Below are 21,762 nucleotides of genomic sequence, written 5' to 3' on the forward strand. Positions count from 1 at the left end.
TGTTTTTTACTTAGATGTCTCTAAATACTTTAGTACGTTATTTTCTATACGTTGCTGAATGTTGGAGACATCTGCTTTTACAAATGGTTCACCAGTAATATTTTCGTAAAGCTCAATATAACGTTCACTAACGGTTTCTATATATTCATCTGACATAAATGGAACTGTTTGTCCTTCTAATCCTTGAAAATTATTTGATATCAACCACTGACGTACAAACTCTTTAGACAATTGTTTTTGAGCCTCTCCTCTGCTTTGACGTTCTTCATAACCATCGGCATAGAAATAACGGGATGAGTCTGGCGTGTGGATTTCATCAATAAGAACAATCTTCCCATCTTTTGTTTTCCCGAATTCGTACTTGGTATCCACCAAAATTAAACCACGCTTAGCAGCAATTTCTGTTCCGCGCTGAAACAACTTTCGTGTGTAATCTTCGAGAACTACATAATCTTCTTCAGAGACAATACCTCGTTTAAGAATATCTTCTCTTGAAATGTCTTCATCATGGTCACCCATTTCGGCTTTAGTGGCCGGAGTTATTATTGGTTCTGGGAACTTATCATTCTCTTGCATACCATCTGGCATTGGCACACCACAAAGCATACGCTTACCCAGTTTATACTCTCGCGCTGCATGACCCGACATGTAACCTCGAATCACCATTTCTACTTTAAAAGGCTCACACAGATGCCCAACAGCAACGTTTGGGTCTGGTGTTGCGACTAGCCAATTAGGCACTAAATCTTCAGTAGCCTTCATCATTTGTGTGGCAATCTGATTTAAAATTTGTCCTTTGTATGGTATTCCTTTGGACATAACCACATCAAAAGCAGAAAGCCTATCTGTAGCAATCATAATCAATTGGTCGTCGTTGATATTATAAACTTCTCTAACTTTTCCTTTGTAAACACTTTTCTGATTTGGAAAGTTGAAGTTGGTGTCTATGATGGTATTACTCATTAATCTCTATTTTCAATTTCTTTATACGCTGCAATAACTTTCTTAACCAGTTTATGACGGATAACATCTTTATCATCCAAATAAATCATACCGATACCATCTACATTCTTAAGGACTAAAAGCGCCTCTTTTAATCCAGAAATTGTGCGACGCGGTAAATCAACTTGACCTGGGTCGCCCGTTAACAAAAACTTGGCGTTTTTACCCATACGAGTTAAAAACATCTTCATTTGGTTATGCGTCGTATTCTGACCTTCATCTAATATTACAAAAGCATTATCAAGTGTACGACCACGCATAAAAGCCAATGGCGCTATTTGCACAACGCCTTTCTCGATATAATTTGCTAGCTTTTCTGCAGGTATCATATCTCTTAAAGCGTCATAAAGCGGTTGCATGTATGGATCTAGCTTTTCTTTTAAATCTCCAGGTAAAAAACCTAAGTTCTCTCCTGCTTCAACAGCTGGACGCGTTAAAATAATACGTTTAACTTGTTTGTTCTTTAAGGCCTCTACTGCCAAAGCCACGCCTGTATATGTTTTTCCGGTACCTGCTGGTCCGATAGCAAAAACCATATCGTTCTTACGCATGCTCTCAACCAACTTACGTTGATTAGCCGTTTGTGCTTTGATTAATTTTCCACCTACGCCGTGGACTATAACTTCGCCACTGTTTTCAGAAGTGCTATAGTCATCACTGGTTTGACTTGTTAATACACGCTCAATTACATTTTCATCAAGCTTATTGTATTTACCAAAATGCGTCATAAGCATCGTCATACGACGGTCAAACTCTTCAAGGAGTTCTTCATCACCATAAGCTTTAATCTTATTGCCTCTGGCTACAATTTTTAGTTTAGGGAAATATTTTTTTAGTAGGGCTATATTGGCGTTTTGAGCACCAAAAAATTCTTTTGGAGAAATTTCTTCAAGTTCAAGGATAAGTTCGTTCAAAAGCAACTTGGATTTAGTGAATATATCAGTTCAGTTTTATTAGCTTTCCTCTGTAGAAGCTCAAATTTTATATACAAAATTTAGCTTTACTTCGGTAACCACTACGTTAGTTCACGTAATTTTTTCATTCAGAAAAACGAATCTTTGAATTAAAAAATTCGTGTACTTTTGTGCTTCAACAAATCTAATAATTTAATCCCTCGATTGGTTAAAAAAATATTAACAATCCGCTAATGCCAATTATAACTTTAACTACTGATTTTGGAGAAAAAGACCATTTCGCTGGTGCGGTTAAAGGGGCTATTTATAGTGAACTTTCGGATGTTAGAATTGTTGATGTTTCGCATTCTATTTCGCCTTTTAACATTATGGAAGCCGCATACACGATACAAAATGCGTACAGTAGTTTTCCTGAAGGAACCATACATATTATTGGTATAGACTCTGAGCTAAGCCCAGAGAACAAGCATATTGCCGTAAAACTAGACGACCACTATTTTATCTGTGCAAACAACGGTATTATGAGTATGATATGTCAAGATATAGCACCAGAGAAAATTGTAGAAATCAATATCCACGATAAAATACAAACAAGCTTCCCTGTACTTGATGTGTTTGTAAAAGTGGCTTGCCATATTGCCCGTGGAGGAACGCTAGAGGTCATAGGAAAAGTTATTAACAATATAAAACCAATTAAGTATTTGGTCCCCTTTGTTAATGACGAAAAAACTCAGATTATAGGCACCGTAATATACATTGATAATTATGGGAATGTGATTACCAATATTAAGCGGAAATTCTTTGAGAATATTCAGAAAACAAGAAATTATGAAATCGCAGCTAGGAACTATAAGTTTAAAAAAGTGTATGACCGCTACGGAGATATTATAAATTTTGAAATACCAGAAGAAAAACGAAATGACGAGGGTAAGGCTTTGGTAGTTTTTAACGCTTCCAACTATCTAGAAATAGCCGTATATAAAAGTAATTGTAGCACTGTTGGAAGTGCATCGACGCTTATGGGATTAAAAGAAATGGACACAGTAACTGTAACTTTTGATAAGATTTAAGATGTTAATACGAATTGTAAAAATGAGTTTTCAACCAGAAAAAGTAGATGAATTTTTATCTAATTTTGAAGCGAATAAAACTAAGATTCGTGCGTTTGATGGTTGTAATTTTTTAGAATTGTATAGAGTCCAAAACAATACAAACATCTTTTTTACGTATAGCTATTGGACATCTGAAGCAGATTTGAATACTTATAGACATTCTGATTTGTTTAAAGGCGTTTGGTCAAAAACTAAACCTCTATTTAATGCAAAGCCAGAAGCCTGGAGTGTAGAGAAAGTAGCTTCGTTGGAGTAAGATTTTAGTGATAATAATATTTTGTGATTCTGAAATAAGTTCAGAATGACGACACCAAAAAATAGACTGAATACTGAATTTAATATGATTGCCATTCTAAAAAAAGAAATAAACACCTTCTTCGCCTCGCCAATAGGATACTTGGTGATTGCTGTCTTTTTGGTGCTTAATGGATTATTCCTTTGGGTATTTACAGGAGAGTTTAATGTGTTAGATAATGGTTATGCAGATTTATCTTCGTTCTTTTTATTAGCGCCATGGATTTTAATTTTCTTAGTTCCCGCAGTAACCATGCGAAGTTTTAGTGATGAAAAAAAACAAGGCACATTAGAACTTTTAGTGACAAAACCAATATCACATCTTCAAATAGTATTGGGAAAGTACTTAGGCGCTTTTTTATTAATCGTCATCGCATTAATACCAACTTTGCTTTATGTATTTACCATATATAAATTAGGAAATCCTGAAGGCAATCTAGATATGGGCAGTACTATTGGCTCATATTTTGGACTATTGTTTTTAGTGGCAGCCTATACCGCTATTGGTGTGTTTGCCTCAAGCTTAACGGACAATCAAATTGTATCGTTTATCATAGCCATTTTTATCTGTTTCCTGTTTTATTTTGGATTCGACGGTATTGCGAGTTATAACTTATTTGGTTCTGGTTTTAATCTAGAATCTCTTGGCATGTCATCTCATTACAAAAGTATGAGCCGTGGTGTTATAGATACTAGAGATTTGGTTTACTTTCTAAGTATTGCAGGACTATTTATTTTGTTAACTAAATTAAATATAAAGCAAAGCTAAATGATTATTACACCCATATTAGTAATTCTATTAGTTGTCGTATTCATACTTCTATTTCTGTTTTTGAAAACAGTAGACGAGCGCAAATGGCTCACAGGTATTATAAGTCTGGTTTTAACACCATTTGTGTATTTCTACATGCTATATCCCTTTATAAATATTGTGAGTAATTACCATCATCAAAAATATTTTGATTCTGAAGCTTGGTTAGAAAAACCAGCGTTACGATATGAAATGATTGACTCCACTATTGAAACCGACACCTTAAAAGGAAAGACCAAATCTGAAATAGAAGCGCTTCTAGGAAAAGCAGAGTGGCTAACTTGGGATGATGCTAAAAAAGCACATGACCCCAATAAATGGAACTATGGTTTAGGTATTGAACCTGGTGCGTTTACAGATGAAAAAAGCAATGTAGAAATTACATTTACAAACAACAAAGTCTCTACATTAAAAGCATATACAGAACCCATAACTTTTGACGACGTTGAAAAAGAATAAACTTACATATATACTTTCTGTCCTAGCGATAGTCATTCTAGTTAATGTTCTGGCTAATTACGTTTATAAGCGGTTTGACCTTACTAAAGATGGTCGATATACGTTATCTGAAACTACAAAAGACCTTGTATATTCTGCAGATTCTCCATTAATCATAGACATATTTCTCGAAGGTGATTTGCCTTCGGAATTTAAATTACTTCAAACAGAAACAAAGCAGCTCATTGAAGAATTCCAAACCTTGAATCCTCTTGTAAAGGTTAACTACATAGACCCACTTGAAGATGAAGATAATCGTGAACGGGTTATAAGCGAGCTGACTAGAAGTGGATTGGAACCATACGTGAATAGCAAAAAAGTAAGTGGTAAATTAACTCAGGAACTTTTGTTTCCTTGGGGATTTGCGAGCTATAAAGAACGTACTGTAAAAATTCCGCTCTTTAAAAAGAGTATTACAGAAGATTTGCAAACGCAAGTGGCTAATTCTGTACAGCAATTAGAATATAATTTCGCTGATGCTTTTAAACAATTATCAAAAGAAAAAACAAAGACTATTGCTATTTTAAAGGGTAATGGACAGTTATCAGATATCTACATTGCAGATTTTCTTCAAACGGTAAAACCGTATTATAATTTAGCGCAGTTTACACTCGATTCTGTTGCTTCAAACCCAAAGAAAACTCTAAGTGACTTAAAAAAATACGATTTAATCATTTCAGCCAAACCCAATGAAGTCTTTTCAGAAAACGAAAAATTAGTTCTAGACCAATATACCATGTCTGGAGGAAAAAGCATTTGGCTCACTGAGGCTGTAAGCATGGATAGAGATAGCCTGTACAATGAATCAGGAACTTCGGTAAGTATAGGTAAAGAACTTAACCTAACAGATTTTTTCTTTCAATATGGGGTGCGCATCAATCAAAACCTAGTGAAAGACTTGTACTCTGCTCCTATCCCTTTGGCTATTGGCAAAGGGAATAACACACAGTTTCAACCTGTGCAATGGCAATATTCGCCTTTGGCAACATCAGATTTAAAACATCCCATTAGTGATAATATTGACTTAGTGAAATTTGATTTTGCAAGTCAAATAGACACTTTAAAGAACAGTATAAAAAAGACTGTTTTATTACAAAGTTCAGAACGTACAAAATTAGAAGGTCCTTTAAAAAACATTTCACTCTCTAGTGTAACTCAGCAGCCTGATGAAGAGAATTATAATCAAGGAAAACAGAATTTAGCTGTATTGTTAGAAGGCGAATTTAATTCGGTTTACAAGAATAGGATTTTACCTTTTGAAATAAATGACTTTAAAGCAGAAAGTGAACCAACAAAGATGATTGTTATTTCTGATGGTGATGTTATAAAAAACGAAGTATCTAGAAACCGACCAATGCAATTAGGTTTTGAACGCATCACTGGAAGAACATTTGGAAATAAAGAATTTTTGCTCAATGCCGTTAACTACCTCTTAGACGACACCGGACTTATAAACATAAGAGCTAAATCTGTAGAAATAGCATTTTTAGATTCTGAAAAAATTGAAACAAAAAAAGGATTTTGGCAATTTGTTAATATAGCTTTGCCACTAGGACTTTTGGGGATTTTTGGGTTTATATTTAATTTCTTTAGAAAGCGTAAATACACAAAAAAGTAACTGAATTTTTGTTAATAAGTTTGTTTTCTTAAAACAAGGCATTAAGATATATTTGTAATGATGTAAAAAGTCGTTAAAATTCGCAATAACTATTATGAAATTTATAGTATCAAGTACATATTTATTAAAGCAACTTCAAGTATTAGGAGGTGTTATTAACAGTAGCAATACCTTACCTATTCTAGATAATTTTCTATTTGAATTAAAGCAATCTAACTTAACTGTTTCAGCAAGTGATTTAGAAACTACAATGACATCAACTATTGATGTTGAAAGTGATTCTGAAGGAAGTATTGCTTTACCTGCAAGGTTGTTATTAGATACGCTAAAGACGTTCCCAGAGCAACCTTTAACATTTGTTGTTGAAGAAAATAACACTGTAGAGATTAGCTCAAACCATGGTAAGTATGCATTGGCTTATGCCAATGGTGCTGAGTTTCCTAAAGCAGTAGCATTAGACAACCCAAGTACGACAACTATTGAAGGTGATATCTTAGCTACAGCAATCAGTAAAACCATATTTGCTGCAGGGAACGATGATTTACGTCCTGTTATGAGTGGTGTCTTCTTTCAGTTTTCTCAGGATAACTTAACATTCGTAGCTACAGATGCTCACAAATTGGTAAAATATACACGTGAAGATGTTTCAGCTGATGCTGTTGCAGAATTTATTATGCCAAAAAAACCTTTAAATCTTCTTAAAGGAATTTTAGCAGGAAGCGAAGAAGCAGTGACAATCGAATATAATGATTCAAACGCAAAATTCACATTCAATAATTCTGAATTGGTTTGCCGTTTAATTGACGGAAAATATCCTAATTATGAAGCGGTAATTCCGAAGGAAAATCCTAATAAATTAGTTATTGACCGTACACAGTTTTTAAACTCTGTAAGACGCGTTAGTATATTTTCAAATAAAACAACACATCAAATTCGTTTAAAAATTGCTGGAGCAGAATTAAATATCTCTGCTGAAGATATTGATTACAGCAACAAAGCTGAAGAGCGTTTAAGCTGTGATTACCAAGGTGACGATATGCAAATTGGCTTCAATTCTCGTTTCTTAACCGAGATGATTAATAATCTTAATGCAGATAATGTTCAGCTAGAAATGAGCTTACCTAACAGAGCAGGTATTTTAACACCTACCGACGGTTTAGATGAAGGTGAACAAGTCACGATGCTCGTTATGCCTGTAATGCTAAACAACTAAACGTAAAATATTATAAAACTAAGAAAGGCTCACCGATTGGTGAGCCTTTTTTGATTACCTCTTTATAAAATAACTAACTAACAAAATTAAGAGATAATGGATAGCTAGGTAATTCACCATTACTAGCCTTTATAGCATTTATTATTGGTAGAATAATTGATAATAAACCAATACCAATAAGTAATAAAATTCCGAGTCCGAATAATAAGATAAGTGGTATACTTAAAATACTGTAGATTATTATGCTTAGCTGAAAGTTGATGATAGCTTTACCATGAGCGTCCATACCTTCAACTCTATCTTTCTGTGTGGCCCATAAGATTAATGGTACTATGAGCCCTCCAAAACCAGTTATACAAGTTAATAACTGACATAGATGCGTCACAACCAATAATTGATTGTCTCTTCGCATTGATACTTCGTAATAATTTGATTCCATGATTGACAATTTTATTATATGACGTCACCAATATGAAAATGTTACAAAAAAGAGCACAGAAATGTGCCCTTTGCAATCTAATAATAAGAGTGATTATTAATTATCTGATGCCTTATCCTTTTTTCCGCTAGCCATAAAATTAATCAATACACCTACAAGTATAAAGACTACAAGCGCAAAAACACTTATCATTATAACCCCGTTAGTCCAGTCATATAATAGCGTAGTTAGTAATTTAATCATGATGCAAAATTTTAGTATTTAAGTAAAACTATACTAAAACCTTAAAACTAAATATGATAAAAGTCATTTGGAAAAGTTGATTTACTTCCCGATACAGAAATTAGCAAATATATTGCCTAACAAATCATCTGTAGTAATCTCACCAGTGATTTCACCAAAATGAAATAATGCTTGACGTATATCTATAGCCATCAAGTCTCCAGAAAGTCCCATTTCTAGTCCTGACTTTACTTTAGATATTTCTTCAAAAGCCTTTAGAAGTGAGTCGTAATGACGTGTGTTAGTGACTATTGTCTCATTATTGCGAAGCGCGCCTGTATTTACAAATCCTATAAGTTTTTCTTTAAGAGCTTCAACTCCTATTCCTATTTTGGCAGAAAGCAAATGAAGGTTTTCAAATTGAGATTGCAACTTCTCTAGTTCGTCTTTACTAAGCTTATCTATCTTATTAGCAATAATTATCAATGGCTTTTGAGGAAAACGATTTTTAATTTTTTCGATTTCTATCTTCAAGCGTTGGCATTTAGTTTTAAACTCTTCGGCAGAAAATAACAGAACAACCACTTGAGCCTGCTCCATTTTTTCAAAGGTTTTTTTTATGCCAATACTTTCAACAACATCCTCTGTTTCTCGTATACCTGCAGTATCTATAAATCTAAAGCCTATACCACCAATAGAAATTTCGTCTTCGATGGTATCTCTTGTTGTTCCTGCTATATCGCTAACTATAGCGCGTTCTTCATTTAAAAGTGCATTGAGTAAAGTGGATTTACCAACATTTGGTTCGCCAACAATAGCCACAGGAATTCCATTTTTAATCACGTTACCAACAGCAAAAGAATCAATAAGACGTTTTAATACATATGAAATTCTATCTATAAGCGCTTTAAATTGAGTTCTATCTGCAAACTCTACATCTTCTTCTGAGAAATCGAGTTCAAGTTCTATTAAACTGGCAAAATTCATAAGTTCCTCACGAAGTTTTGCAATTTCACTAGAAAACCCACCTCGCATTTGTTGCATTGCAATTTGGTGTGATGCAGCATTATCACTAGCTATTAAATCAGCCACAGCTTCGGCCTGACTTAAATCTAACTTACCATTTAAAAATGCGCGAAGCGTAAACTCTCCTGCGTCTGCCATACGACAACCATTTCGTAAGAACAATTGTATAATTTCTTGCTGAATAAAAGTAGAACCGTGACATGAAATTTCAACAACATTTTCTCCAGTATAAGAGTTAGGATTCTTGAATATAGATACTAAAGCCTCGTCAATAAAACGATTATCATCAATAATATGACCCAAATGTATGGTATGAGACTTTTGATTAAATAAAGATTTAGACGATTTTACAGATTTAAAATGCTTATCAGCAATGGATATTGCATCTTTACCTGAAAGTCTAATTACAGCAATAGCACCACTACCGGAAGCTGTGGCTAATGCAACAATTGTATCATTATTAATCATTCTCAATACTTTTGAACAAAAGTAAGACTTTTGCATATTTTAAGATATAATTTACATCAATAGATATAACAACTATGCACTAACTTTTTATATTTGTCTAGTTTTAAAATTAAATAACATGAGAAACTTGTTTTGTATTATTTTTTTAGGATTATTTCTTTTGGGTTGCAAAAATGAACCCAGAACAGATTATGTTATAAATGGAACGGGTGAAGGTTTGTACAATGGTATAAGAGTATATCTAAACAAAATGGATGATCGAGGTAGGCTTACTGCTGTTGATACTGCTATTGTTATGAATGAAAAATTTGTTCTTGACGGCTCTGTGGACTATCCTTCTCTTTTTTATTTAACTGTTAATGGTGTAAATGGACGTGTTCCTCTGATGATTGAAAATGGTGATTTGCTTTTAAGTGTCGATAATAAAATACTTACTAATACAATACTATCTGGATCGATAAGTAATAATATATACACTGAATATAATGAAAAATTAGCTGATTTGAAAAATAAATTACTATTAGCTACTAAAAATCTTGATGAGTCTACTTTTCTTAGGGATTCTGCTACTATGAAATCTGATAAAAAAGTACTTGAAAAGCTTAACGATAAATTTACAAACTTTCCTTATAAATTTATTGAAAATAATACAGACAACTATGCCGTTCTGCCTTTGATAAAAAGCCAGATAAATAATAGAAATTTTGATTTAGAAAAGATTTTTAAAATTTATGAATCACTACCAGAAGAAATAAAAAATACTAAAGAAGCTATTGATATAGAAGAGGGTTTAAAAACTCTCAAAGCCCAATTAGAGGCAGAAAAAGCTACAGCTATTGGTGTAAAAGCTCCTGAATTTTCTGCACCTACACCAGATGGTAAATCACTAGCGTTAAGTGATGTCGTTTCTAAAGGAAAAATAACAATTATCGATTTTTGGGCGGCATGGTGTGGACCTTGTAGAAGAGAAAATCCAAACGTGGTAAAGGTTTATGAAAAATACCATGACAAAGGATTAGAAATTATTGGTGTTGGTCTAGATGGACGTCGTGGACAGCAAAACCCAAAAGAAGCTTGGATTAAAGCAATTGAAAACGATAGACTTACTTGGCATCAAGTATCTAACCTAAGATATTTTGATGAAATTGCTAAGCTATATAACATAAAAGCTATACCTGCAATGTTTGTATTAGATAGTGAAGGAAAAATAGTGGCAAAAAATCTCAGAGGCCTTGCACTAGAAAGGAAAATTGCGGAGTTACTCAATTAATAAAATTTTTACCTCAAAAATTACAAAGGTCAGTAAGTAACTGGCCTTTTTTATTCAGGATATTCAATCCGTAAATGATAAATATTTGCAAGTTTTAGTTTAAGAACTTTCTTAATGGCTTCAATATCTTTAAATGTAATATCAGCATTTAAAAACTGACCGCTTTCAACTTGTTTGCTTATTATATTCTCAACAAACTCATTAATTTTTGTGTTTGTTGGAGATTTTAAGCTTTTTGACGCCGCTTCAACACTATCGCACATCATTAATATAGCCGTCTCTTTACTGAAAGGCTTTGGTCCTAAGTATTTAAAATCTTCTTCTTTTGCATCCTCATTACTGGCTTTTCCTTTCATGTAGAAATAGTAAACCGTACTAGTACCATGATGGGTTCTTATAAAATCTATAACGCGATCAGGTAAATTATTTTTTTTGGCTATTTCAATACCATCTAAAACATGGTTAATGATTACAGAAGCGCTTTCGGTTGCAGATAATTCATCATGCGGGTTAATTCCGGTAGACTGGTTTTCTGTAAAAAAGGTAGGATTCTTCATCTTACCAATATCATGATATAGAGCACCCACTCTTGCCAACATAGCATTAGCTCCAATTTCGTTAGCAGAAGCTTCAGCTAAATTTGCAACATTTAATGAGTGATGAAAAGTACCTGGAGCTTTGTTAGACAATTCCTTTAATAACGCGGTATTGGTATCTGATAATTCTAATAAAGACACATCTGAAACTAAACCAAATAATTTTTCATAAATATATATAAGAGGCTGAACAAATAAAGTCGCTAAACCGCCAAGAACAAAAAGACCAAACGTACTCCATTTTATAGTAAATATTTGTCCTTCATGAATAACAAAAAAGGCAAAATAGGCTATGATATATATAAGTGTAATCTGTCCTACAGAGATAAAAAGATTAGCTCTTTTATATAATTCTGAAACCGTGAGTATAGTTACTATTCCCGCTATGATTTGAAGAAACATATACTCGTAACTATTAGGAACTATAAAACCTAATAATAATACCGTAAGTACATGTGCAAACAAACCCAATCTGGCATCAAAAAAGGCTTTTAATACAAGCGGAAGAATACATAACGGTACAACATACAAGTATTGCGAATTATAGTTTATCACCAATGTGGTGAGCAAAATCATAACTAAAATATTGAAAAAAATAAAAGTGACTTTAGTATTATTTGCAAAAACACTTGCGCGATACTTTCGTAAAAACAATAATAACATCAAAAGTGCCAATGCAACAAGCAGTGTGTAAGCCACAATCACCCAATTATAACTTTTGGAACTCCAAACCTGAGATTCGTACTCGGATTTAAGAGAATTAAGTACATTAAACTGATTATCTTCTACGACTTGACCTTTAGAAATGATTAAAGTGCCTTCAGAAACTATACCTCTAGTTGGAGACACATTAGCTAATGCCTCCTCTAAAGCACTGTCTGTAAGAGATTTATTAAAGCTAACGTTTGTCTCAATTAGATTAAAAAACATTGAAACAAAATCGTCTTTATACTTTTCAAGTTTATTCTGTTCCAGCAACTTTTCTAGATAAGGTCTTATTTGATTTTGTTCAATTAAATCACCAAATTGAATCTTGTCAATTTCTTGATTATTTTCAACGAGAATAACATCTTTACTATCTTCATAATTATAAACAGAGTTTAGTATACCATATTTATATAAGTCTTTTAAAGCATTTTGTCCAGTGCTATAAAGCAATACTCTGTCTTCAAAACCAGATACAGAATCTTTAAATACTGAATTAAATTTAGGTAGATAACTATCCGTTATATTTCGTTTTATATCAGAATTGATGTCAAAATAAACTTCACTTTTATCAGTAACTAACTCAACTTCTTGATTAATTTGTTCATTAGATTTTTTAATAGCAAAATCAAAAGGAGAATATAAAGTTTCTGATTGCCAAGGTTTTCCTTTTTCGAAAGAGTACCTAAACTTCCCTGTCTTTGGAAATAGGTAGACAATAAAAAAAGTTGTACCTAATAAAAGAAGCAACTTATAGATTAGCGCATGATTTCGATACCATTTATTTACGAGTTCATTCATATACAACCAAATGTAATAAATATATGTATTTTGGAGTTTGTTTAGGAGATTTTTCGTTATCAAATCTCTCAAAAATCATTAAATTCGCAACAGCAAAATTCAAATAAAAGTAAGATGAATAAAGAAGTTGTTATCGTATCGGCTGTTAGAACACCTATTGGTAGTTTTCTTGGTGCCTTATCTACTGTAACAGCTCCTAGATTAGGAGCTGCAGCTATAAAAGGTTCTCTAGACAAAATAAATCTGAAACCAGAATTGGTAGAAGAAGTCTTAATGGGTAATGTTGTACAAGCTGGTACTGGTCAAGCTCCAGCAAGGCAAGCTGCGATATATGCTGGAATTCCTGACACTGTGCCTTGTACAACTGTAAACAAAGTTTGCGCCTCTGGCATGAAAGCTGTAATGCAAGCTGCACAAGCGATACAACTTGGTGATGCAGAAGTTATTGTTGCAGGCGGTATGGAAAACATGAGTTTAATTCCGCATTATTACCATGCACGTTCAGCAACAAAATTTGGATCTGCAACTTTAGAAGATGGTATGCAAAAGGATGGTTTGGTTGATGTTTATGACAAAAATGCTATGGGAGTTTGTGCAGATGCTTGTGCAACTGAGTACGAGTTCTCTCGTGAAGACCAAGATGCCTACGCAATTCAATCATACAATAGGTCAAAAGCAGCATGGGACTCTGGTAAGTTTGATAATGAAGTGATTCCAGTAGAAGTTCCGCAAAGACGTGGAGATGCTATAGTGGTTGATAAAGATCAAGAATATACAAACGTAAAAATAGAGAAAATTCCGGCTTTACGTCCAGCATTTACAAAAGATGGGACCGTGACAGCTGCTAATGCTTCTACCATTAACGATGGTGCAGCGGCAATGGTGCTCATGAGTAAAGAAAAAGCTGAAGAATTAGGATTAAAACCTTTAGCAACTATAAAAAGTTATGCTGATGCTGCTCAAGAGCCAAAGTGGTTTACCACAGCCCCAGCAAAGGCCTTACCAAAAGCTCTTGCCAAAGCTAATCTTACAATAGATGACATAGATTTCTTTGAATTTAATGAAGCTTTTTCTGTAGTAGGATTAGCTAATATGAAAATATTAGGCTTAAACGATAGTAATGTTAATGTTAATGGAGGTGCTGTGTCTTTAGGCCATCCACTGGGTTGCTCAGGAGCTAGAATATTAGTAACTCTTATTAATGTATTAGAGCAAAACAATGCCAAATATGGAGCTGCAGCTATATGTAATGGTGGCGGTGGAGCTTCATCATTAGTTCTAGAGCGCTCATAAATAAAACTTATGCAATACGGCATCTGTAATCTTGGTATTGTACCTATGCGTTTTGAGCCGAGCGATAAGTCCGAACTTGTCTCTCAGTTACTCTATGGCGAATGTTTTAAAGTTATAGAAAAACGAAAGAAATGGAGCCGTATTAGAGTTTCTTATGATAAGTATGAGGCATGGATTGATAATAAGCAATATCTTGAAATTTCTCAAGAGACTTACAATGATATATCAAAGTCTAATACAATTCTATCAGGTGATTTATTAGAGTACGTTTCGGATAAAAACAATAACATCTATACCATTCCATTAGGCTCGACGCTAAATGGATTAGAAGTTCTTGAACATAATTTTGATGGTAATAGATATGACAAGGTTGAGGATAAATCTCAACTAATAAAAACAGCTTTTTTGTATCTAAACTCACCTTATTTATGGGGAGGAAAAACACCTTTTGGTGTTGACTGTTCTGGTTTTACTCAAATGGTATACCGTATTAACGGTCACAAGCTTAAACGAGACGCATCTCAACAAGCGACTCAGGGTGACGCGCTTAGCTTTATAGAAGAAAGTGAACCTGGTGATTTAGCTTTTTTTGATAATGCTGAGGGTGATATTATTCATGTAGGTATAATTATGGAAGACAATTATATTATACATGCTCATGGTAAGGTAAGAATAGACCGCTTAGACCATAGTGGTATATACAATGTAGAAACTAATACACACACCCATAAACTCAGGGTTATAAAGAAAATTATATAAAAAAAGCGGTCAAAAATTTGACCGCTTTTTTTTAAGATTTAATTCTATTAGTTGCCAGAAGCTTCCATGTCCGCAACTTTTTGCTTCATCTCTTTATATTTGTCTGTCATAAAAGCAGCACTATACAAGTCTCTTAAATACTTACCTGTAGCTAAATCTGGTTTAAGCTCAAATGCTTTTTCAATAAAAGGTATAGCTTCTTTATATAATTCTAAACGCTTGTCTCTTAACACATCGTAACGTGCATTATCAGCCGCAGAATTCCCCAGACTATTCATTTCCTCAACAATAGCTTTATCATCATCTAATAATAATGCACCCATGTTTAGATATGGCTCAGAAAGTTTTTCATCTGCGTCCATTGCCTGCTTAAAATATTCTTTTGCCATTTCATTTTCAGAAATCTCCATTGCAAAAATCCCAAAGTTCATAAGGTTTATTGCATCTCCTTTTATTAAGCTGTTAGCACTTTCTAATAAAGGTTTAATTTTTTCATTTTGATTAGAAGCCAAATATGCTTTAGCCTCTGCTATTACCAATTGCATGTCATCAGGATTAAACTTTTTAGCTTGTGCAATTAATTCCAAAGCTTTATCTGCCTTATCTTGACTAGAATAAATTAAAGCCATATATCTAAGTATTTCTCCTTGTTTTGAAGGCAGTTTCTTATCCTTTGGTGCAATATACTGCTTAGATTTTACTGCTGCATCTCTCAATTGTTTACTGTTAAAAATTTCTTCTTTACCAGTCTCTTTAAGAGTAGCAACGTATTGAGTAGAAACACCTTGATAATTTAAATCTTGAAGTTGCTCATAATATCCTAATGATTTTTCATATTTCTGTGCATTCAAATAAGACGATGCAGCAGCATAAAGATATAAAGTGTCTGATGGTGAAAGAGTATAAGCTCTGTGAAATTTGGCACCTGCTAATTCGTTTTGACCTCTTCGTGATGCTTCATAAGCAGATTGCACAACAGATTCAAGTATTCTACTTTTAATAGAAATGGCATCAGACTTATATTTAGACTTACCTGTCTTTTCATCTAAAGTCATTAGGTCTTCTACTGCTTGTAATGCAGCATCAACATCAGTGTCTGCAATTGCACCATTAGAGAATAAAGACTTAGCTTTTAAGAAATAAAATTTGTCTTTAGTTTTATCGTCCATATTGGCTAACAAGGACTCAGCTGCGGCAACACTAGCTTTTGCAGTGCCAAAATCGTTATTTTTTAGTGCTTTTTCTATAGCCTTAATCTCGTTTTTCTGTGCAAACGACATCGTGCTAATAACAACAGCACAAATTAAAGTTATAATTTTTTTCATTTTAAAAATTTATTTTTAGTTAATCTTAGTTTTCAGTTTCGTTATTATCAATAGCCGTGCCATTTTCTGAAACATCAGTATTTTCAATACCTTCAGCCTCTACTTCTGGTTCTTCATCATCTTTCATCACTTTTGCAACAGCTGCAATTGAATCATTACCCTTGAGATTAATTAGTTTAACACCTTGAGTAGCTCTTCCCATAACGCGCAAATCTGATACTTCCATACGAATAGCTATTCCTGACTTATTAATAATCATTAAGTCATCTTCATCAGTAACATTCTTAATTGCTACTAAGTTACCAGTTTTTTCTGTAATAGAAATCGTCTTTACACCTTTTCCACCACGGTTAGTAATGCGGTAATCTTCTAAACTAGATCGTTTACCATAACCGTTTTCAGATACGACAAGTATGTTACTCTCCATGTCATTAACTGCAATCATACCAATAACTTCATCTTTATCATGCTGAAGTGTGATACCTCTTACACCTGAAGCATTACGACCCATTGGGCGTGTTTTGGCTTCTTCAAATCGTATGGCTTTACCCGAACGTAATGCCAACATCACCTGACTTTCGCCTGTGGTTAATTTAGCTTCTAATAACTCGTCGTTTTCTTTAATGGTAATAGCGTTAATACCATTGGTTCTTGGACGAGAATATTGCTCAAGAGATGTCTTCTTAACCTGACCATTTTTAGTGGCCATAATTACATAATGGTTATTAATGTACTCCTCATCTTTTAAATCTTGAGTACAAATAAATGCCATTACCTTATCATCTTGTTCAATATTAATGAGATTCTGAATAGCTCTACCTTTAGAGGTTTTACTACCTTCAGGGATTTCATAAACACGCATCCAGAAACATTTTCCTTTTTGTGTGAAAAACAGCATGTATTGATGGTTTGTACCCACAAACAAATGCTCTAAGAAATCTTCATTACGAGTAGTAGAAGCTTTTTGACCAACTCCTCCTCTATTTTGAGTCTTGTATTCTGTTAAAGATGTTCGCTTGATATAGCCTGCATGAGAAATAGTAATAACTACCTTTTCATCCGGAATCATATCTTCGATGCTTAAGTCTCCACCAGCATATTCGATATTAGAACGACGCTCATCACCATATTTAGACTGAACTTCTCTTAATTCTTCTTTAATGATATCCATACGACGCTCTTTCTTCTCTAAAATATCTTTGAGGTCTTCTATGGTTTTCATTAATTCTTCGTACTCAGCACGTAGCTTATCTTGTTCAAGACCTGTTAACTGACGTAATCGCATTTCTACGATAGCCTTAGCTTGTAATTCAGATAGCTTGAAACGTTCAATTAACTTATTACGAGCTTCGTCTGCATTTGCACTTGCACGGATTAGTGCAATAACTTCATCAATATTATCTGAGGCTATAATTAATCCTTCAAGGATATGGGCACGTTCTTCAGCTTTCTTTAATTCGTATTTCGTACGTCTTACAACAACTTCGTGTCTGTGCTCAACAAAATGATGAATTAAATCTTTTAAATTCAACATCTCTGGTCTACCATTTACAAGTGCAATGTTATTTACACTAAAAGAAGACTGTAATGCTGTATACTTGTATAATTTGTTAAGAACGATATTTGGAATAGCGTCACGCTTTAAAACGTAAACAATACGCATTCCATTTCTATCAGATTCATCACGAATCGTAGAAATACCATCAATTTTCTTATCATTGATTAAATCGGCAGTTTTTTTAATCATATCTGCCTTGTTCACTTGATATGGAATTTCGTTTACGATAATACATTCTCTACCGTTAACTTCTTCAATGTTAGCTTTACCTCTTAGAACAACTCTACCACGACCTGTATGAAATGCTTCTTTAACACCATCATAACCATAGATTGTTCCTCCTGTTGGGAAATCTGGCGCTTTGATGTGCTGCATTAATTCATCAATTTCAATGTCATTATTCTCAATATATGCAACAGTACCATCTACAACCTCAGTTAAGTTATGAGGCGGCATGTTTGTGGCCATACCTACTGCGATACCTGAAGCTCCATTTACTAAAAGACCAGGAATACGTGTGGGTAAAACTGTAGGCTCTTTTAAGGTATCGTCAAAATTTAGTTTGTGGTCTACAGTATCTTTATCTATATCTGCCAACATGTCCTCAGAAATCTTTTGCATACGCGCTTCTGTGTAACGCATTGCCGCAGGACTATCACCATCAATAGAACCAAAATTTCCTTGGCCATCTACAAGTAAGTAACGTAAGCTCCAATCTTGCGCCATACGTACCATAGTGTCATACACCGAAGTATCGCCATGTGGGTGATATTTACCTAATACTTCACCAACAATTCTTGCTGATTTTTTATGTGCTGTATTTGCTCTAACTCCTAGTTCGTGCATACCGTAAAGAACACGTCTATGCACAGGTTTTAATCCATCCCTCACGTCCGGTAATGCACGTGACACAATGACCGACATCGAATAATCGATGTAAGCCGATTTCATTTCATCTTCAATGTTAATAGGGATTAATTTTTCGCCTTCTGCCATATTATAAATGTTAATTTATTTACTTAATTTTCGTAACGTGCTAATATATGAATTTCATTAGGTTTAGTCGTGTATTCAAACGGTTCTTTTGAGGGTATTTATTAACAATTTTTAACGCTAAAATCGTTAATAAGTATCTTACCCAATATTTTGTTTTACAGTCCTTTTTTAGTCTATTCGTTAATTTCATATTAATAAGGTATAGTTTTTGCCCTATTGTTATTGAATTTATTATTTTTAATGCAGAACGAATTTTAATATGGACGATAATTTTTCACCTAGAGTTAAAGATGTAATTGCCTACAGTAAAGAAGAAGCTTTACGGTTAGGGCACGACTTTATTGGAACTGAGCATTTAATGCTTGGCTTGCTACGTGATGGCAATGGCAAGGCTATAGATATTTTAAATTCTTTAGATGTAGACTTAAATCATCTGCGTCGTAAAGTCGAGATTTTAAGCCCTGCAAATCCAAATATTTCAGTAACATCTAACGAAAAGAAAAACTTGCACCTCACCAGACAAGCTGAGCGTGCGTTAAAGACTACTTTTTTAGAAGCTAAACTTTTTCAGAGTACGTCTATAAATACTGCACATTTATTATTGTGCATTTTGCGAAACGAAAACGACCCAACAACTAAACTTTTAAATAAGCTAAAGGTCGATTATGATAACACTAAAGAAGAATTTAAATCTATGATAACAAACGATGACGATTTCTTAGAAACACCAAAAGCAGAATCATTTTCTGATGACGATATGAATGAAGCAGAAGACAATGAAAAACAAAATCCTTTTGGTGGAACATCTCAAAAAGGTAACAAAAAGTCTAAAACACCTGTTTTAGACAACTTTGGGAGAGATTTAACGGTATTAGCCGAAGAAGGGAAATTAGACCCTGTAGTAGGACGTGAAGAAGAAATACAGCGTGTTTCTCAGATACTTAGCAGACGTAAAAAGAACAATCCGCTACTTATCGGTGAGCCTGGCGTAGGTAAATCTGCCATTGCAGAAGGCTTGGCTTTGCGTATTGTAAAACGAAAAGTATCGCGCACACTATTTAATAAACGTGTTGTTACGCTTGACCTTGCTAGTTTAGTTGCAGGCACAAAATATAGAGGTCAGTTTGAAGAACGTATGAAAGCAGTAATGAACGAGCTCGAAAAAAATGATGATATTATACTCTTCATTGACGAGATTCATACCATAGTTGGAGCTGGTGGAGCTACAGGAAGTTTAGATGCTTCTAATATGTTTAAACCTGCACTTGCTAGAGGTGAAATTCAATGTGTCGGTGCTACCACTCTAGACGAGTACAGACAATACATAGAGAAAGATGGTGCTTTAGAACGTCGTTTCCAAAAGGTACTAGTAGAGCCAACTAGCGTTGAGCAGACTATTGAAATACTTAATAACATTAAAGGTAAATACGAAGAGCATCACAATGTTGATTATACAGATGAAGCTATAGAAGCTTGTGTTAAGCTTACCAACCGTTACATGACGGAGCGTTTTTTACCAGACAAAGCTATTGATGCTTTAGACGAAGCAGGTTCTCGTGTGCATATCACAAACATTGATGTGCCAAAGCAAATTATTGAGTTAGAGAAAAAACTCGAAGAAGTAAGAGAAACTAAAAACTCTGTGGTTAAGAAACAGAAGTATGAAGAAGCGGCTAAACTTAGAGATGATGAAAAACGACTCGAGAAAGATTTAGCATTAGCTCAAGAAAAATGGGAGGACGAAACAAAGCTTCATCGCGAAGTTGTGACTGAAGAAAATGTAGCTGATGTCATCTCTATGATGACAGGTATACCTGTAAATAAAATTGCTCAAACTGAGATTAATAAACTTGCTGAATTACCAAACCTTATTAAAGGTCGCGTTATTGGCCAAGATGATGCTGTGAAAAAGGTTGTAAAAGCTATTCAACGCAATAGAGCTGGTTTAAAAGACCCTGACAAACCAATAGGTTCTTTTATCTTCTTAGGACAGACAGGTGTTGGTAAGACGCAGTTAGCTAAAGTTTTAGCAAACGAGCTATTTGATAACGACGATGCACTCATTAGAATTGACATGAGTGAATACATGGAGAAATTTGCCATTTCACGCTTAATAGGTGCACCTCCAGGCTACGTAGGTTACGAAGAAGGTGGTCAGTTAACAGAAAAAGTACGTCGCAAGCCTTATGCGGTTGTTTTACTCGATGAAATTGAGAAAGCACATCCAGATGTATTTAATATGCTATTACAAGTTCTGGATGACGGATATCTGACAGACAGCTTAGGACGCAAAATCGATTTTAGAAATACCATAATTATAATGACTTCTAATATTGGTGCGCGTAAGCTAAAAGATTTTGGTACTGGTGTAGGATTTGGTACAGCTGCAAAAGAATCACAAGCTGCAGACCATGCTAAAGGCATTATAGAAAACGCCCTTAAAAAAGCATTTGCACCAGAATTCTTAAACAGAATTGACGATGTCGTTGTGTTTAATACGCTTGAAAAAGAAGACATCAACAAAATTATTGATATTGAATTAGTGAAATTAGTTAAGCGTATAAGTGGTTTAGGTTACGAGCTTAAACTTTCTGCTAAAGCTAAAGATTACATTGCTGAAAAAGGTTTTGATTCTCAATACGGCGCAAGACCTTTAAAGCGCGCAATTCAGAAATATATTGAAGACGCTTTAGCCGAAGAAATCATTGCTTCAAAAATTCAAGAAGGTGATACAATTTCTATGGATTTAGATGAAAAGAATGATGTTTTAAAGATAAAAGTGAAGAAATCTGAAGAGAAACCTACTGAGGAATCTTAATTTTTTTATTTATAAATTTTGAAA

18 protein-coding genes are annotated in these 21,762 nt (G+C 34.1%); 10 read left to right on the top strand and 8 right to left on the bottom strand.

What is annotated here, in order from left to right; translation table 11 throughout:
• Nucleotides 1–6: 6 nt before the first annotated feature.
• Nucleotides 7–963: a phosphoribosylaminoimidazolesuccinocarboxamide synthase gene (locus BUB95_RS12490; protein ID WP_073086960.1), complete on the bottom strand. Its 957-nt coding sequence runs from the start codon at nt 961–963 to the stop codon at nt 7–9.
• Nucleotides 963–1,916 (bottom strand): PhoH family protein, encoded by a 954-nt coding sequence (locus BUB95_RS12495; protein ID WP_073086962.1) that lies wholly within the window; start codon nt 1,914–1,916, stop codon nt 963–965. The genes BUB95_RS12490 and BUB95_RS12495 overlap by 1 nt, the downstream gene beginning before the upstream one ends.
• 233 nt (nt 1,917–2,149) lie before the next feature.
• On the opposite strand from BUB95_RS12495, the gene BUB95_RS12500 reads away from it, so the two are divergent.
• From BUB95_RS12500 to dnaN, 6 genes are all read left to right on the top strand, one after another.
• Entirely contained in the window at nt 2,150–2,986 is an 837-nt protein-coding gene (locus tag BUB95_RS12500; RefSeq protein ID WP_073086964.1) for an SAM hydrolase/SAM-dependent halogenase family protein, read from the top strand.
• 1 nt (nt 2,987) lies between these two features.
• Entirely contained in the window at nt 2,988–3,284 is a 297-nt protein-coding gene (locus BUB95_RS12505) for a putative quinol monooxygenase (RefSeq protein WP_073086966.1), read from the top strand.
• A gap of 84 nt (nt 3,285–3,368) precedes the next feature.
• Complete coding sequence (gene gldF, locus BUB95_RS12510) at nt 3,369–4,091, top strand: gliding motility-associated ABC transporter permease subunit GldF (RefSeq protein WP_073087442.1); 723 nt, start codon at nt 3,369–3,371, stop codon at nt 4,089–4,091.
• Nucleotides 4,092–4,592 carry a hypothetical protein gene (locus BUB95_RS12515; RefSeq protein WP_073086968.1) on the top strand — a complete coding sequence of 167 codons (501 nt, stop codon included), beginning with the start codon at nt 4,092–4,094 and terminating at the stop codon, nt 4,590–4,592.
• The gene (gldG, locus tag BUB95_RS12520; RefSeq protein WP_073086970.1) at nt 4,579–6,249 is read left to right on the top strand and encodes a gliding motility-associated ABC transporter substrate-binding protein GldG; all 1,671 of its coding nucleotides are present in this window, start codon (nt 4,579–4,581) and stop codon (nt 6,247–6,249) included. The genes BUB95_RS12515 and gldG overlap by 14 nt, the downstream gene beginning before the upstream one ends.
• Nucleotides 6,250–6,343: 94 nt before the next feature.
• A complete protein-coding gene (gene dnaN, locus BUB95_RS12525; protein WP_073086973.1) occupies nt 6,344–7,462 on the top strand; it encodes a DNA polymerase III subunit beta in 1,119 nt (372 codons plus the stop codon).
• A gap of 73 nt (nt 7,463–7,535) precedes the next feature.
• On the opposite strand, the gene BUB95_RS12530 is transcribed toward dnaN, so the two are convergent.
• The 3 genes from BUB95_RS12530 to mnmE form a co-directional block, all read right to left on the bottom strand.
• The gene (locus BUB95_RS12530; RefSeq protein ID WP_073087444.1) at nt 7,536–7,874 is read right to left on the bottom strand and encodes a DUF4870 domain-containing protein; all 339 of its coding nucleotides are present in this window, start codon (nt 7,872–7,874) and stop codon (nt 7,536–7,538) included.
• A 123-nt stretch (nt 7,875–7,997) separates the two neighbouring features.
• Nucleotides 7,998–8,144, bottom strand: coding sequence for a hypothetical protein (locus tag BUB95_RS14350; RefSeq protein WP_200777209.1), 147 nt, complete (start codon nt 8,142–8,144; stop codon nt 7,998–8,000).
• A gap of 81 nt (nt 8,145–8,225) precedes the next feature.
• A complete protein-coding gene (mnmE, locus tag BUB95_RS12535; protein WP_073086975.1) occupies nt 8,226–9,617 on the bottom strand; it encodes a tRNA uridine-5-carboxymethylaminomethyl(34) synthesis GTPase MnmE in 1,392 nt (463 codons plus the stop codon).
• Between the two features lie 118 nt (nt 9,618–9,735).
• Between mnmE and BUB95_RS12540 the strand changes: the two genes are divergently transcribed.
• Nucleotides 9,736–10,887, top strand: coding sequence for a TlpA disulfide reductase family protein (locus tag BUB95_RS12540; RefSeq protein ID WP_073086977.1), 1,152 nt, complete (start codon nt 9,736–9,738; stop codon nt 10,885–10,887).
• Nucleotides 10,888–10,937: 50 nt separating this feature from the next.
• Here BUB95_RS12540 and BUB95_RS12545 read toward each other — a convergent pair whose 3' ends face one another.
• Nucleotides 10,938–12,989, bottom strand: coding sequence for an HD family phosphohydrolase (locus tag BUB95_RS12545; protein WP_073086979.1), 2,052 nt, complete (start codon nt 12,987–12,989; stop codon nt 10,938–10,940).
• Nucleotides 12,990–13,103: 114 nt separating this feature from the next.
• On the opposite strand from BUB95_RS12545, the gene BUB95_RS12550 reads away from it, so the two are divergent.
• On the top strand, nt 13,104–14,282 hold the full coding sequence (locus BUB95_RS12550) for an acetyl-CoA C-acyltransferase (RefSeq protein WP_073086981.1): 1,179 nt from the start codon (nt 13,104–13,106) through the stop codon (nt 14,280–14,282).
• Nucleotides 14,283–14,291: 9 nt separating this feature from the next.
• Complete coding sequence (locus BUB95_RS12555; RefSeq protein WP_073086983.1) at nt 14,292–15,041, top strand: C40 family peptidase; 750 nt, start codon at nt 14,292–14,294, stop codon at nt 15,039–15,041.
• A gap of 47 nt (nt 15,042–15,088) precedes the next feature.
• On the opposite strand, the gene BUB95_RS12560 is transcribed toward BUB95_RS12555, so the two are convergent.
• Together BUB95_RS12560 and gyrA are read right to left on the bottom strand one after the other, a co-directional pair.
• The gene (locus BUB95_RS12560) at nt 15,089–16,366 is read right to left on the bottom strand and encodes a tetratricopeptide repeat protein (protein ID WP_073086985.1); all 1,278 of its coding nucleotides are present in this window, start codon (nt 16,364–16,366) and stop codon (nt 15,089–15,091) included.
• A 25-nt stretch (nt 16,367–16,391) separates the two neighbouring features.
• The gene (gene gyrA / locus BUB95_RS12565; RefSeq protein WP_073086987.1) at nt 16,392–18,920 is read right to left on the bottom strand and encodes a DNA gyrase subunit A; all 2,529 of its coding nucleotides are present in this window, start codon (nt 18,918–18,920) and stop codon (nt 16,392–16,394) included.
• 259 nt (nt 18,921–19,179) lie between these two features.
• Here gyrA and BUB95_RS12570 point away from each other — a divergent pair, with 259 nt between their 5' ends.
• Nucleotides 19,180–21,738 (top strand): ATP-dependent Clp protease ATP-binding subunit, encoded by a 2,559-nt coding sequence (locus BUB95_RS12570; protein ID WP_073086989.1) that lies wholly within the window; start codon nt 19,180–19,182, stop codon nt 21,736–21,738.
• Nucleotides 21,739–21,762: the final 24 nt, after the last annotated feature.

The sequence above is a fragment of the Winogradskyella jejuensis genome (assembly GCF_900129745.1).
In the GTDB taxonomy this organism is placed as follows: domain Bacteria; phylum Bacteroidota; class Bacteroidia; order Flavobacteriales; family Flavobacteriaceae; genus Winogradskyella; species Winogradskyella jejuensis.